Origin of the sequence: Maribacter algicola (genome assembly GCF_003933245.1) — a bacterium.
Lineage (GTDB): Bacteria > Bacteroidota > Bacteroidia > Flavobacteriales > Flavobacteriaceae > Maribacter > Maribacter algicola.
This window is the reverse complement of record NZ_QUSX01000001.1, coordinates 1547984-1561688: the sequence shown is the minus strand read 5'-3', so window position 1 is coordinate 1561688 and position 13705 is coordinate 1547984. Positions and strand designations below refer to the sequence as shown.

The following is a 13705-nucleotide window of genomic DNA, read 5'->3' as shown; positions in this document are numbered from 1 at the left end:
CAACAATGTATAACCGCAATTACGGCGGATTCGACTGCGTCCGAATCCACTCGGAATTGCTAAAGTCTGTGCCAAACCGAAAATTAACGCATATTAACCCGTAACTGACGGTTATACTAGACCGTTACCTGCTATTTGAGAAATGAAAAGACTATTTAAAATTTTAATTGTCCCAACACTAGTTTCCTTCCAAAGTTGTTCACAGAAACAAGAGGAGGTGTCGCAAGATTCAAGAGTAGGCTTGTCAGATTATACAGAGAGCTTCGTTTCTCTTGATTCTTCAAGGGTTGCTTTGCAAAATGTCAAGGTAATTGATGGAACAGGCAATCCATTAAGAGATTCCCAAACAATTTTAATTGAAAATGGCAAAATTCTCAAAGTTGGGAACTCAAATTCACTGCAAGTCCCAAATGGATTCTATCAAATAAATCTTTCAGGCAAGACCATTATTCCAGGAATTATTGGGATGCACAACCATATGAGAATTCCAAGTTCCGCTATGCTCTCAACATCACCAAAATTATATCTCGCTGCCGGAGTGACAACTATCGAAACTTGTGGAACTGGAAACCCTTATGAAGAATTGGCCATAGCAAAATCCATCGAAGACGGAGCGCAGCCTGGACCAGAGATAATAAATTCGGGGCCTTACTTTACAGGACCTGATGGAAGACCAAATTTCGTAAGATTTACGAGCGAGAAAATGGTGAGAGATACCATTCAATACTGGGCAAACAAAGGAGTTAAATGGTTAAAAGTTTACACAGATACAAGACCACAAGATTTAAAGGTCATAGTTGACGAGGCACATAAAAATAACTTAAAAGTAACAGGGCATCTTTGTGCTACTACCTACTCTGAAGCTGCCGAAATAGGAATTAATGCTGTTGAACACGGCTTTATTCATAGCTATGACTACGCAACCGAAAGAGAAATAGGTACTTGTAGTGGGAATACTGATTTTAGAACAAACTTGGCGATAGAAAGCGATGAAGTTAAAGAGGTTCAACAAAAATTAATTGAAAATGAAGTGGCCCTAGGTTCTACATTGGCCATTTTTGAAGCTCAGGCAAATGTCGCTGCGGATTTGAGAGATTTGGAGGTAATGGCACCTCATCACCGCGAAGCATACTATACCCGCGAAGCAAGAAAACAAGCACAGGGTGATGCTTGGTATTTCAAAAAAGAATGGCTTACCAAATCAATGGCCTACGAACTTCAGTTCTTTAAAATGGGAGGATTGTTAGTAGCAGGTCTTGACCCAGGTCTTCACAATATGCCCGGATTTGGCGACCAAAAAAATTATGAATTATTTATTGAAGCCGGGTTTACGCCAGAAGAAGCTATTCAAGTGATGACTTCCAATGGAGCCAAGCTTTTAGAAAGAAGCGACATCGGTACGATTGAAGAAGGAAAAATTGCAAATTTGGTCATACTTAATGGCGACTTAGAAAATAATCCAAAGACAATTAGGAAAGTAGCGACTGTATTTAAAAATGGGATTGGTTATGACCCTAAGAAACTGATAAATTCTGTTAAGGGAAATGTAGGTTCAGAAACAGACAATTTAATGACCTATTTTGGTCAAAAACCGCCACTTAATCGACCTGAATTGTTCGCGCCAAATATCATATCAAAACCAGATAGACACGAGTTTGGGTGCACACTCTCGAAGGATGGAACAGAATTCTATTTTGGTGTAGATAACAATGGTGTAATGGAAATCCATTTTTCAAACTTGATAGATGGTGTTTGGTCGTCTCAAAGAAAGCTTTTTGAATCTGATTCTATCAGCTACAATGACCCGATGTTTTCACCAGACCAGAAACGGCTTTATTTCATATCCAACCGTTCGCCTGATGGAGAAACAACAAAAGAAGATATAGACCTTTGGTACATAGAGCGAGAAAGAATAGAGTCAGAATGGTCTAAACCAATAAATTTGGGATTGCCTGTGAACAGCCCCTTGAATGAATATTATGCATCTTTTACGAATGATGGAACACTATATTTTGCATCTAAAGACAAATCTAAAGATGCACCTCGTTATGCTTTTGACATTTATCGTTCTGAATATGAGAATGGACAATTCTTGGAACCCGAAATCTTACCTGAATCCATAAACACCAATAGATATGAGGCCGATGTATTTATCGCACCAGATGAGTCATATATGATATTCTGTTCTATTCGTAAAAATGGACTTGGTCAAGGAGATTTGTACATAAGCTTTAAAAACAAAAATGGAAATTGGACCGAGGCAGTAAATATGGGAGAATCCATAAATACAGAAAAGCACGAATTATGTCCATTTGTATCAGGAGATGGAAAATACCTTTTTTACACGAGCAATCAAGACATATATTGGGTAAGTACAAATATATTAGAGAATTATAGGAAGTAAACAGCAGGTAACACGGTATAAACGCAATAGCGGTGAAGGTGATTAAACCAAACAAAACACATAAATTGAACGTCCATTATAAAACGAAAAGTCAGTGCATAAAATACCGCTACTGCGTTTATACAAACCGATGATGTCGAATACGCCTGCGGCGTACTTTTGTTGCATTGCTAGCGCAATTGCCGCACCAAAAGCCAGTCGACATCATCGCAGGGCTATGTCAGATTGCAATGGCCCTAGGATAAGGGACCTCTTTGCAAAGACCGCCGCTACGGCTTATCTACTCGACATATCAGGACGCTATATGTAATCTGGTCGACAAATTATATTCCCAATACCGTGAAAACCACGATAGACGGCCACTACGTAGCCTTATCGATGAACGATGATTCGGTTAGCAATATCCGAAACCGGTCAGATAACCGAACCATCGTTGATGATTTTCACTATATTTCCATAAAATTCGCCGGACTTCACATAGCGCGGCGTTGTTTGCAATTACCAAAAATCGATAAACATTGATAAGAAACATTCAGAAAACAATACTTTTTGGATTTGTAACTTTTTTAATAGTCAGTTGCAATCGAAATAAATCAATAGAGAATAAAAGCCCAGAGGAAATTGTCGAACATTTTGCTACCGAGTTTTTAGATGATGACAGAATTTATTCCGTTTCAATTGCACTCTACAATAACGGAAAAGAAACTACATTTCATTTTGGCGAACAAAATCCAAACAAGAAAAACCCACCAACCGACTCTACGCTTTATGAACTGGCCTCTGTAACCAAGACCTTTACCGGAACAATGGTTGCAAAGGCGGTTCTTGATGGTAAAATATCGCTTGACGATGATATTCGTAACTATTTGCCACAGGAATATCCCAATTTTGAATACGAAGGAGAAAAAATAACAATTAAAGATATCATAACTCATACAGGCGGTTTTCCAAATTTTCCACCTGATGATGAAAACAAGAAAGCATTTTGGAATGGATTGCATCAGGTAGAAATAAGCTCTAAACCCGGAACGGAATTCCATTACTCAAACACTGCACCTGAAATAACTGCATATATCCTTGAAAAAACTTACGGAGTTCCATATCAAAAACTGATTGAGGAACATATTTTAGAACCAAACGAAATGACAAACACCAAATTTGTCCTCAATGCAAACGACAAAATTTTGTTGATACAAGGCTACAATGGAGAGAAGGAACCACAAGAGCATTTTCAAAACAACCTTTGGGGCGGAATTGCTGGGATTCATTCAAACACAAAGGATTTAATGAAATATATTAAATACCATTTGAACGAATCAATACCAGAAGTTCAAGAATCCCATAAAAACTTTTTCAAGACTCAATACGATTTTGATATCGGATATCATTGGAATATTATTGAATTTGAAAACGAAATATGTTATCGTCATCACGGTGGAATTTGGGGAATGCAGAATTGGCTTATGATTTTCCCAGAATCTAACATTGGAATTGCTGTATTATCGAATGCCAGTTTTGAAGGCACAGTTTTATCTAAAGGAATAGATGATAGACTTGAAGAGTTGGCTTTAAACATTAAAAAAGAAATAAAATAACTGCACACAACAATGGCTATAAGTAATTGCTTGTTCTCGCCCACTTCTGAAAATCCTCGCGGATTTTCAGGTTGGTGTGTACTTGCAAAATTAAGTGCTAAACCACCCAACTACTCATAGCCGAGACCAATGATGTACAATTATTCATCTAATTTTTATTGTTTTTCAAGGGTATTCATCGGTCGCTTCGCTCGGTCACCTAAAGGTGAACCCAAGTCGCTACATTCTCGCCAAAGGCTCCAATTCCCGCCCCTTGGGATTTGTACATCATTACTTCGGTAAACTCTGCACAGGCTCCGGGCCATGCCAGTTTGCATAATCCGTAGGATAAGGGACCAGCCAACCTATCACCTTTAGGTGCCATCGAGGATAACTGTACATATCAACGGCTATATGCAACCTGTCCACGTTCAACACGTATTTTAAATTTATCCCAACCAATTGCGTAAATTTAAAACCCGTAACGTGGCTTCACATAGCCCTGCGTTAGCAACAAGCTGAAATAAAATTTACCGAACGTTTGGTAATTAATTTTTTATTCGTATATTTGCCCTATGAGACCACAAAAAGTTTTAGATAACGATATTTATTCTGCTTTGACCAAAGTGTTCAGAGCAAAAGGATTTGAAGGTGCAAGCCTTAATGAAATAGCTGATGCTACAGGGTTAAAAAAAGCTAGTTTGTATCACAGATTTCCAGAGGGCAAAAAACAAATGGCAGAAGCTGTATTCAACTATATAGATGAATGGGTAGAAATAAAAATATTCGGAGCCTTAATAAACAACACGCTCACTCCTGATCAAAGATTAAACCAAAGTATAAATAATATTAAAGAGTTATATAATGACGGTGAAGAATCCTGTATTTTTAGAACATTATCTATGAAAGTAGGTCTTGAATTATTTGGAAGTCGCATTAAAAATGGTATGGAACAATGGATTCATCATTTCATGGAACTTGGATTAGCTTTTGGACAATCTAAAGAAGAGGCAAAAAGCAATGCCGTACAAAATTTGATTGATATTCAAGGAAGTCTAATCGTCTCTGAAGGACTTAAAGATTTGAGTATTTTTGAAAACACATTACGCATAATTAAAAATCGATATAGTAAGGAATAACTTTTTTTTACGTCAAAAATATACCGAACGTTCGGTAAATATAAATTATTAACATTAAAATTAAAAAAATGAAACGATTACAAGCTTTAAATCCAGAAACAACAACTGGTAAATCAAAAGAATTATTTAACGGAGTTCAATCAAAGTTGGGTATGGTGCCAAATATGATGAGAACTATGGGTAATTCACCTGCTGTATTAGAAGGTTACTTAAACTTAAGTGGTGCATTAGCTAAAGCAAGTATTGGTGCAAAAATGGGCGAATTAATAGCCCTAACAGTATCGCAAGAGAATAATTGTGATTATTGCCTATCTGCACACACTTTTATTGGAGAAAATTTAGTAAAAATAGATTCAACTTCTTTACAATCGGCAAGAACAGCTGAGAGTTCTAATGAGAAGGTCCAAACAGGTTTGGTGTTTGCAAAAAAACTGGTAACTACAGGAGGAAGAGTATCTGATGAAGATGTACAAATGGTAAAAGATGCAGGTTACACAGAAGGAGAAATTGGAGAAATTATAGCTCACGTAGCCTTAAACGTATTTACTAACTATTTTAATAATACAGCCAACACAGTAATAGATTTTCCTGTAGTAGCTAAAATATAAAACTCATCTAAAGGACAATGCAAGAATACGCATTGTCCTAATAAACTTTAAAATTATGGAAACAAAACATCCTTTACCGCCATTTAATACTGAAACAGCAAAACAGAAGGTACAACTGGCAGAAGACGCTTGGAACAGTAAAGACCCGGTAAAAATTTCAATGGCTTATTCCATCGATACGGAATGGCGCAATAGAAATCAATTTATTAATGGGCGTCAAGAAGTACAAGAATTTCTAAAAGACAAATGGCAAAATGAATTAGAATATAAACTCAAAAAAGAACTATGGGCTTTTCTTGACAATAGAATTGCTGTAAGGTTTGAGTACGAGTACAGAAACAAAGATGGTCAGTGGTTCCGTGCTTACGGCAATGAGAATTGGGAGTTTGATGAAAACGGTTTGATGCAAAAACGTTATGCGAGCATTAATGATCTACAAATAAAAGAAACTGATAGGAAACTATAGCCTTAAAACAAACACAATGAAAAAATTTATAACACTTAAATTACTGCTGGTCCTATTCATCGTAGCGTGTCAACAGAACGTAGAAGAAAAAAGCGATACCACTACCGTAACGACAACACAGACTGCATTAAAAGAGCAGACTACTAAATTTAAAAGCATCGATATTAATGGAGTGAATATCGCTTATCGAGAAGCTGGAAACCCAGATAACCCAACTATCGTTTTACTACACGGTTTTCCTTCATCTTCACAACAATATCGCAAGGTTTTAAACGAGTTATCTGATGAATTTTATCTCATAGCACCAGATTACCCAGGATTCGGGAATAGTGATTTCCCTTCTCCAGATGAGTATCAATACACCTTTGACAATTTAGCAAAGACCATAGACGCCTTTCTTGAAAAGAAAGCACTTAACTCTTATGCCTTAATGATTCAAGACTTTGGCGCTCCTGTAGGTTTTAGGATTGCAACTGCCCACCCAGAACGCATTACGGCAATCATTAATCAAAATGGAAATGCGTATGAAGAAGGGCTTGGAAAAGCTTGGAAAGATATAAGAGTACTATGGGCAAATAGAACTCTCGAGACTGAAAAAGCTATACTACCTGCATTCTCATTAGAGGGATTAAAGTGGCAATATACACACGGGACTAGAAATATTGAAAATGTGAATCCAGATAACTGGCAACTTGACTATTTAAGATTATCACGACCTAATGCTCATAATGCCGCTTTAGATTTATTGTATGATTACCAGAATAATTTAACACTATACCCGACGTGGCAACAATATTTAAGAGATAATCAACCACCGCTTTTAGTGGTTTGGGGTAAAAATGATGAGTTTTTTCCTGAGAGTGGTGCTGCGGCATTTAAAAAGGACGTAAAAAATATTGATTACAACATCTTTAACACAGGACACTTTGCACTAGAGGAAGATGGCGCCGAAATCATTTCAAAAATGAGGGCATTTATGAAAACAATTAACCAATAGAATAGAACAAAAATGAAAAAAATAGCCATAAACGGAATGGGGCGCATAGGAAGAGCCTCTTTGAAAATAATTTTAGATAATCCAGCATTAGACTTGGTAGCAGTTAATGATATTGCTTCCATCGAGAACATTGCCTACCTCCTAAAATATGATAGTGTTCACGGAATTTTTGAAAAAGACGTAAATGTAGAGAATGATAGTTTACTAGTAAACGGAAAAAAAATTCCTTTCTATTCTCAAAGAAATCCAGAAGACCTTCCTTGGAAAGAACTTGATGTAGATGTCGTAATAGAAAGTACAGGCTTTTTTACTAAAGAAGAAGACGCTCAAAAACACGTAGATGCAGGAGCTAAAGTCGTTGTAATTTCGGGACCTACCGCAAGTGGCGGCGTTCCAACGGTTATACACGGTGTAAATACTAAAGATGGAAAGAACACAATATTTTCTTGTGCAAGCTGTACCACAAACAATATAAGTCCTGTTATTGAGATTTTGGGCAGAAGAATAGGTATCGCAAAAGCGATAATGACCACAGTACACGCAAACACATCTTCTAATAGCACAGTAGATGCACCCTCTAAAAAAACAAGAATGGGAAGGTCTGGAATGAATAATTTAATTCCCACCTCAACAGGTGCAGCCACAGCAACCACTAAGTCGTTACCAGAGTATGCAGGTAAATTTGACGGTATGGCAATTAGAGTTCCAGTAGCAATTGGGTCGGTTTCAGATATTACACTAGTAACAACTAGAAAGACCTCTAAAGAAGAACTCAATCAAATATTTACAGAAGAGGCTTCAACTGCTCGCTATAAAAATGTAATAAGAGTGACTAATGACCCTATTGTTTCAAGTGACATAGTTAAAGACCCACACGCCGCAGTTATTGATTTAGAAATGACAAAGGTTGTGGATGGAGATTTGGTAAAAGTATTGGCGTGGTATGACAATGAATGGGGCTTTGCTAATCAAATGATTAGACAAATATTAGAAAATGTATAATCCAACTAAAAAAAATAAACAATGAAACACGTAACTGCAAAAATCGACCGGTCTAATTATAAAACCATCTTTTCTGATGGAACGCATCAAGTAATTGGAGATGAACCAGCTCCTTTTGGCACAGATCAAGGCACCGACCCTTACAGTTTATTGCTAATGGCTTTAGGTGGTTGTGTAGCTATGACAATCCGTATGTATGCGGACAGGAAAAATTGGGACTTGGAAGGTGTTGAAGTAAAGTTATCGCAAGAACGGTTACACCATAATGATTGTGAAGATTGTAAATCAACTGAAGGTTACGTCCATCTAATTGAGAAGGAAGTTAAATTAACAGGCAAACTTGATGACAAACAGCGAGCAAGGCTTATGGAAATTGCAGATAAATGCCCAGTAAATAAGACCCTGCTCAACGAAATCAAAATCAAAACCTCTGCTGTGTAAGCAGCACCAAGCAGCATGTGAGGATAGGAAATTTCTGTGTGCATATCCTGTAAATACAATCCAGAGAGGAAGAATAAATATTTTTAATACTAAAAAATAACATAATGAACCTAATAGATAAGCTCTTAAAGTTTTTAGAATCAGATAAACATCTTACCCCATCCCAGTCACCAGAAGGTTTCTGTCCCAATTGTTGGGGAAGGCAAGAATATGGGGGACAATTCTTTGAAGCTATAAAGGTGAACGCCCCAAGCCTAAATACAAAGGACTCTAATATTGGTTGGATACAGGATTATGTCAACAAAAACCTAACAGAAATCGTACTTCGCCCCAAAAATCATGAGTTGGTCTGCAACAAATGTAAAGTCGCATATAAACAAACTTAAATGAAAAGGATAGACATGCAAGTCTTTTCTAAAGATCCAAAGCGGTATGAGCTACGGTCGGGTAAAGAGTATGAGGATGCACCAAGTTGTCCGTTTGGCAATACTTACCAATGGGTTGGATATGATTTAGAAAACAAGAAGTATGTTAGGTATACCAAAGGGGTATTTAAAAAACTTATTAACTTAAATAATTGAAAAATGAAGAATTTAAACAGAATCGGACTCAATGTTAAAGAGTCTAAAGTACTTGCGGAAAGATTAAATGTTCTACTTGCGAACTATCAAATATTCTACATGAATACACGAGGTTTTCATTGGAATATCAAAGGCAATAATTTTTTTGAGCTGCACTTGAAATTTGAAGAGTTATATAATGACTCCTTAATAAAAATTGATGAGATAGCAGAGCGAATATTGACATTGGGCTACACACCATTGCATAACTATTCTGATTATCTGAATTCAGCATCAATCCAAGAAGCAAAAGACATAAGCAACGGAGAAGATGCTATTCAATTAATATTGAAAGGATATGAAACACTACTACCGCTCGAAAGGGAATTATTAGACCTTGCATCAGATTCAAATGATGAAGGAACAAATGCTTTAATGAGCGATTATATTAGAGAGCAGGAAAAATCAGTTTGGATGTATTCTGCCTATATAAATTAAAAAACACACACGTATGGATTCAAGATATATAAGTGATATTGCATTCACTCCGTCAGTAAAAAATAGACAAGAAGAAATGGGCTCAAGAGTAGCCTATCAAAATATGGCAGAAAAAAGGGATTGGCAAACTAAAATCACTGAACAACTCCGTTTTTTTATTAGTGAAAGAGATTCTTTTTATATGGCTTCGGCAAATGCAGATGGGCAACCTTACATACAACATAGAGGTGGTCCTAAAGGCTTTTTAAAAGTGATGGATGACCAACATTTGGCCTTTGCAGACTTTTCAGGAAATAGGCAATATATTTCAGTAGGTAATTTTGATGAAAATAATAAAGTACACCTCTTTTTAATAGATTACCCAAATAGGAAAAGAATAAAAATTTGGGGAGAAGCTTCCATCATCACAAATGAATCAAATCTTATGGAACAGTTTATAGATAAAGACTATGACGTCCCTATAGAACGAATCATTAAAATAAAAATAACAGCTTGGGATATAAATTGCCCACAGCATATCCAGCAACGATATACTTTAGAGGAAATAAAACCGTATATAGATAAATTAAAAAATGAATAGTTTGCCATAACAACTTATTATGGAGAAAAAAGCCAGTTGCTAACACCGTATAAAATTAATGGCTAGTTCTCGCTTACTTACCAAAATCCTCGCGGATTTCCTATTCAGTTTTATTTGCTAAATTAGGTGCTTAAACACGCCACTAATCTTATACAATAACGATGATGTCGAATACGCCTGCGGCGTACTTTTGTCGCATTGCTAGCGCAATTACCGCACCAAAAGCCAGTCGACATCATCGCCGCGCTATGCCAGATTACATTGGCCGTAGGATAAGGGACCTCTTTGCAAAGACCGCCGCTACGGCTTATCTACTCGACATATCAGGACGCTATATGTAATCTGGTCGACAAATTTTATTCCCAATACCGTGAAAACCACGATAGACGGCCACTACGTAGCCTTATCGATGAACGATGATACGGTTCACAATACCAAAAACCTGCCAGATAACCGAACCATCGTTGATGGTTTTCACTATATTTCCATAAAATTCGCCGGACTTCACATAGCGCGGCGTTGTGCTTCATTATGACCAACCAATAACCGATGATAAAATTCTTTAGAAAAATTCGCCAAAACTTGCTTATGGAAAATAAAACTGGAAAGTATTTGAAATATGCAATTGGAGAAATTGTTCTTGTGGTTATTGGAATTTTAATTGCACTTCAGGTGAACAACCTGAATGAGCAAAGGAAAGCAAATGATTTTGAAGTCAAAATTCTAAAAGAAATTCGAAATAACCTCCAAACAGACCTAACAGAAATTAGAGAAGATTTAGAGTTAATGGTTGACATTAATAAGGCCTGTTTAAGTGTTAAAAATCATTTACTTACTCTTGACGAACCAACCGATTCTTTATCGGTAAGTTCAGCTATTCTAAGAGTTACACCACATTTTAACCCCATAAATAGTGGATATAATTTATTGCAATCTCGAAGTGTGGGAATAATCAAAAATGACAGTCTGAGAAATTCTATTTCATATCAATATGATATATTATACCCTTATTATAAAACTTATGAGGATGAACGCGGAAGATTTCACGCCTTACATAGCGAAACACAACTATTAGAATACTTTTCAATGAATTATGATATAAATAACCCCTCAGCTTACTATGGATTTTATTTTGACATTAGTAAGGAGGATTATCAAAAATTAAAAAAAGATTCAAAATTCATTAAGTTACTAAATGCTATTGCTTTCGAAAATAGCACAATTCAATCCCGTGGAAAAAGAGTTGAAAATAGTATTCTTGAACTGATAGATAAGATTACAATTGAGTTACAAAATAAATAACGAAAGCACAACATTGGCTATAAGTAATTGCTTGTTCTCGCCTACTTCTGAAAATCCTAGCGGATTTTCAGCCTGGTGTGTACTTGCAAAGTTAAGTGCTAAACCACGCAACTACTCATAGCCGAGACCGATGATGTACAATTATTCATCTAATTTTTATTGTTTTTCAAAGGTATTCATCGGTCGCTTCGCTCGGTCACCTAAAGGTGAACCCAAGTCGCTACATTCTCGCCAAAGGCTCCAATTCCCGCCCCTTGGGATTTGTACATCATTACTTCGGTAAACTCTGCACAGGCTCCGGGCCATGCCAGTTTGCATAATCCGTAGGATAAGGGACCAACCAACCTATCACCTTTAGGTGCCATCGAGGAAAAAAGTACATATCAACGGCTATATGCAACCTGTCCACGTTCAACACGTATTTTAAATTTATCCCAACAAGTTGCGTAAATTTAAAATCCGTAACGTGGCTTCACATAGCCCTGCGTTGTGGTGCATAAAAAAAAAGCCATTTACAAATTCAATAATACTTATGAAACCATTTTTAAAAGCTATTTTATTCTTGATAATCTTGACTATACTCGATTTTCTTCTTCGAAAGGGATTAATAGCTTTTTACATACCGTTTCAGCTGCCCCATAATTTAACAATGTTAATCCTGTTTACACTGTTTACACTGTCTAGTTGGCTAATTACAAAATGGTTTTGTAAAACAGATAAGATTACGCTTTACGATTTAGGTATTTCATTAAAATCCAAGAATCGTTTAGAATTCTATTACGGATTACTAATTGGAATCGTTTTATGGGCAATCGTTTCTATATTACAATCTTACATCACAGGTTTTTCTTGGGAGTTAAGGCAAAATGTTTCTCTATATAATATTCTTTATGGACTCTTATTCATTTTTATTGCAGATTTAGGAACAGAACTATTTACAAGAGGTTACCCTTTAAAATCATTTGAAAAAAGTTTTGGGGCCAATGCAGCAATTATTATAATGATGTTTTTCGTTGGTCTTAAAAGTTATTCTAATCAAGTTGAAGGTGAATTACTTTTATATACTATTCTAATTCCGGTTTTACACACTATATTTTTTAGTATAATATATTTCAAAACAAACAGATTGGGTGCTGCATTAGGAATTCATACAGGAGCTAATTTCATCACGATTAGTATTTTTGACTTGAGACCTGAACAAGAGAATCAGGCAATCCCATCAGGGATTTTTCAATCAAATGTTGAATTGGAGAATTTTTCTCTTGTATGTCTACAATTACCTTGGGTATTAATGGCTTTAATATTTAGTATTGTTGTTTACTTTTGGTGGAAAAAAGAGAAACGACACCACAACAATGTATAACCGCAATTACGGCGGATTCGACTACGTCCGAATCCACTCGGAATTGCTTACATCAGTTCCAAACCAAATATTAACGCATATTAACCCGTAACTGACAGTTATACGAGACCGCTAGGCACAATTAAAAAAAATCGAATGTATATAAAAACAGTTTTAATATCAGCAATATTTCTAATTACCAATGAATTTCAACCGATGGAAAAAAGAAGTAAAACTTTTACTGAAAAAACCAATAAAGAAATATGTCTTTTGTATCTAAAAAAATATGAGGAAAAGGACTTAAATAGTATCGAAGAAATGTTTTCCGAGGATATTGTGTTGCGAGACTGGAAAATTCGCGTTGAGGGAAAGGATAATGCAATAAATGAAACAAGGAAAAATTTTGAGAATGCAAATTCTATAGAAATCGAAGTGCTTTCTACATATGAAAACAAAGACACAGTTGCAGCTGAACTGAAAATAACAGTTGACTCTACGGAGGAACTTTATGTAGTTGATGTTATCACAATTAATTCTAACGGAAAAATAAAATCAATCCGAGCGTATTTAGGTAGAGGAGACTAATAAATAACAGTGCCTAACAATGGCTATAATTTATAGCTGTAATTCTTTAACTTCAAACTTAGAAACCATCAACGGCTGGATTTGCAACAGCTGGAAATCTAACGATTTCCAACGCTGCCACAAATCATAGCCGAAGCCGATGATGTACAATTATTCATCTAATTTTTATTGTTTTTCAAAGGTATTCATCGGTCGCTACGCTCGGTC

The 13705-nt window shown here is 36.1% G+C and carries 18 protein-coding genes; 16 read left to right on the top strand and 2 right to left on the bottom strand.

The features are described from left to right. Positions 1-142 precede the first annotated feature (142 nt). The 3 genes from DZC72_RS06600 (at position 143) to DZC72_RS06590 (ending at position 3999) form a co-directional block, all read left to right on the top strand. On the top strand, positions 143-2404 hold the full coding sequence (locus tag DZC72_RS06600; protein ID WP_125222059.1) for an amidohydrolase family protein: 2262 nt from the start codon (positions 143-145) through the stop codon (positions 2402-2404). Positions 2405-2743: 339 nt separating this feature from the next. After that, positions 2744-2926 carry a hypothetical protein gene (locus DZC72_RS06595; RefSeq protein WP_125222058.1) on the top strand — a complete coding sequence of 61 codons (183 nt, stop codon included), beginning with the start codon at positions 2744-2746 and terminating at the stop codon, positions 2924-2926. Further along, on the top strand, positions 2923-3999 hold the full coding sequence (locus tag DZC72_RS06590) for a serine hydrolase domain-containing protein (RefSeq protein WP_125222057.1): 1077 nt from the start codon (positions 2923-2925) through the stop codon (positions 3997-3999). The genes DZC72_RS06595 and DZC72_RS06590 overlap by 4 nt, the downstream gene beginning before the upstream one ends. Positions 4000-4198: 199 nt before the next feature. On the opposite strand, the gene DZC72_RS17725 is transcribed toward DZC72_RS06590, so the two are convergent. Next, entirely contained in the window at positions 4199-4363 is a 165-nt protein-coding gene (locus DZC72_RS17725) for a hypothetical protein (RefSeq protein ID WP_165869283.1), read from the bottom strand. 190 nt (positions 4364-4553) lie between these two features. Here DZC72_RS17725 and DZC72_RS06585 point away from each other — a divergent pair, with 190 nt between their 5' ends. The 11 genes from DZC72_RS06585 to DZC72_RS06540 all read left to right on the top strand — a co-directional run bounded on the left by DZC72_RS06585 (position 4554) and on the right by DZC72_RS06540 (position 11571). Continuing rightward, positions 4554-5117 (top strand): TetR/AcrR family transcriptional regulator, encoded by a 564-nt coding sequence (locus tag DZC72_RS06585; RefSeq protein ID WP_125222056.1) that lies wholly within the window; start codon positions 4554-4556, stop codon positions 5115-5117. A 68-nt stretch (positions 5118-5185) separates the two neighbouring features. Continuing rightward, the gene (locus DZC72_RS06580) at positions 5186-5725 is read left to right on the top strand and encodes a carboxymuconolactone decarboxylase family protein (protein ID WP_125222055.1); all 540 of its coding nucleotides are present in this window, start codon (positions 5186-5188) and stop codon (positions 5723-5725) included. A gap of 55 nt (positions 5726-5780) precedes the next feature. Beyond that, positions 5781-6191, top strand: a complete 411-nt coding sequence (locus DZC72_RS06575) for a nuclear transport factor 2 family protein (protein WP_207891713.1) — start codon at positions 5781-5783, stop codon at positions 6189-6191. A gap of 16 nt (positions 6192-6207) precedes the next feature. After that, a complete protein-coding gene (locus tag DZC72_RS06570; protein WP_125222053.1) occupies positions 6208-7188 on the top strand; it encodes an alpha/beta fold hydrolase in 981 nt (326 codons plus the stop codon). Positions 7189-7200: 12 nt separating this feature from the next. Then, complete coding sequence (gene gap, locus DZC72_RS06565) at positions 7201-8190, top strand: type I glyceraldehyde-3-phosphate dehydrogenase (protein WP_125222052.1); 990 nt, start codon at positions 7201-7203, stop codon at positions 8188-8190. A 21-nt stretch (positions 8191-8211) separates the two neighbouring features. After that, the gene (locus tag DZC72_RS06560) at positions 8212-8631 is read left to right on the top strand and encodes an OsmC family protein (protein ID WP_125222051.1); all 420 of its coding nucleotides are present in this window, start codon (positions 8212-8214) and stop codon (positions 8629-8631) included. Between the two features lie 104 nt (positions 8632-8735). After that, on the top strand, positions 8736-9017 hold the full coding sequence (locus tag DZC72_RS06555) for a hypothetical protein (protein ID WP_125222050.1): 282 nt from the start codon (positions 8736-8738) through the stop codon (positions 9015-9017). Positions 9018-9215: 198 nt separating this feature from the next. Then, positions 9216-9689 (top strand): Dps family protein, encoded by a 474-nt coding sequence (locus DZC72_RS06550; protein WP_125222049.1) that lies wholly within the window; start codon positions 9216-9218, stop codon positions 9687-9689. Between the two features lie 13 nt (positions 9690-9702). Then, the gene (locus DZC72_RS06545) at positions 9703-10269 is read left to right on the top strand and encodes a pyridoxamine 5'-phosphate oxidase family protein (RefSeq protein ID WP_125222048.1); all 567 of its coding nucleotides are present in this window, start codon (positions 9703-9705) and stop codon (positions 10267-10269) included. 370 nt (positions 10270-10639) lie between these two features. Further along, positions 10640-10804 (top strand): hypothetical protein, encoded by a 165-nt coding sequence (locus tag DZC72_RS17720; protein WP_165869282.1) that lies wholly within the window; start codon positions 10640-10642, stop codon positions 10802-10804. 53 nt (positions 10805-10857) lie between these two features. Further along, positions 10858-11571 carry a DUF6090 family protein gene (locus DZC72_RS06540; RefSeq protein WP_165869236.1) on the top strand — a complete coding sequence of 238 codons (714 nt, stop codon included), beginning with the start codon at positions 10858-10860 and terminating at the stop codon, positions 11569-11571. Positions 11572-11771: 200 nt separating this feature from the next. Here the strand turns inward: DZC72_RS06540 and DZC72_RS17715 are convergent, their stop codons facing one another. Next, the gene (locus DZC72_RS17715; protein WP_165869281.1) at positions 11772-11936 is read right to left on the bottom strand and encodes a hypothetical protein; all 165 of its coding nucleotides are present in this window, start codon (positions 11934-11936) and stop codon (positions 11772-11774) included. A 101-nt stretch (positions 11937-12037) separates the two neighbouring features. On the opposite strand from DZC72_RS17715, the gene DZC72_RS06535 reads away from it, so the two are divergent. Further along, positions 12038-12934 (top strand): CPBP family intramembrane glutamic endopeptidase, encoded by an 897-nt coding sequence (locus tag DZC72_RS06535; RefSeq protein WP_125222046.1) that lies wholly within the window; start codon positions 12038-12040, stop codon positions 12932-12934. 135 nt (positions 12935-13069) lie between these two features. Beyond that, on the top strand, positions 13070-13498 hold the full coding sequence (locus tag DZC72_RS06530; protein ID WP_243641663.1) for a nuclear transport factor 2 family protein: 429 nt from the start codon (positions 13070-13072) through the stop codon (positions 13496-13498). The last annotated feature ends 207 nt before the right edge of the window (positions 13499-13705 follow it).

What these genes read in the sequence shown, in the direction of transcription:
- DZC72_RS06575 (WP_207891713.1), top strand. Translation starts at nt 5,781, where the DNA reads ATGGAAACAAAACATCCTTTACCGCCATTTAATACTGAAACAGCAAAA.
- gap (WP_125222052.1), top strand. Translation starts at nt 7,201, where the DNA reads ATGAAAAAAATAGCCATAAACGGAATGGGGCGCATAGGAAGAGCCTCT.
- DZC72_RS17725 (WP_165869283.1), bottom strand. Translation starts at nt 4,363, where the DNA reads ATGGCACCTAAAGGTGATAGGTTGGCTGGTCCCTTATCCTACGGATTA.
- DZC72_RS06545 (WP_125222048.1), top strand. Translation starts at nt 9,703, where the DNA reads ATGGATTCAAGATATATAAGTGATATTGCATTCACTCCGTCAGTAAAA.
- DZC72_RS06585 (WP_125222056.1), top strand. Translation starts at nt 4,554, where the DNA reads ATGAGACCACAAAAAGTTTTAGATAACGATATTTATTCTGCTTTGACC.
- DZC72_RS06530 (WP_243641663.1), top strand. Translation starts at nt 13,070, where the DNA reads ATGTATATAAAAACAGTTTTAATATCAGCAATATTTCTAATTACCAAT.
- DZC72_RS06555 (WP_125222050.1), top strand. Translation starts at nt 8,736, where the DNA reads ATGAACCTAATAGATAAGCTCTTAAAGTTTTTAGAATCAGATAAACAT.
- DZC72_RS06570 (WP_125222053.1), top strand. Translation starts at nt 6,208, where the DNA reads ATGAAAAAATTTATAACACTTAAATTACTGCTGGTCCTATTCATCGTA.
- DZC72_RS06600 (WP_125222059.1), top strand. Translation starts at nt 143, where the DNA reads ATGAAAAGACTATTTAAAATTTTAATTGTCCCAACACTAGTTTCCTTC.
- DZC72_RS17715 (WP_165869281.1), bottom strand. Translation starts at nt 11,936, where the DNA reads ATGGCACCTAAAGGTGATAGGTTGGTTGGTCCCTTATCCTACGGATTA.
- DZC72_RS06540 (WP_165869236.1), top strand. Translation starts at nt 10,858, where the DNA reads ATGGAAAATAAAACTGGAAAGTATTTGAAATATGCAATTGGAGAAATT.
- DZC72_RS06550 (WP_125222049.1), top strand. Translation starts at nt 9,216, where the DNA reads ATGAAGAATTTAAACAGAATCGGACTCAATGTTAAAGAGTCTAAAGTA.
- DZC72_RS06580 (WP_125222055.1), top strand. Translation starts at nt 5,186, where the DNA reads ATGAAACGATTACAAGCTTTAAATCCAGAAACAACAACTGGTAAATCA.
- DZC72_RS06560 (WP_125222051.1), top strand. Translation starts at nt 8,212, where the DNA reads ATGAAACACGTAACTGCAAAAATCGACCGGTCTAATTATAAAACCATC.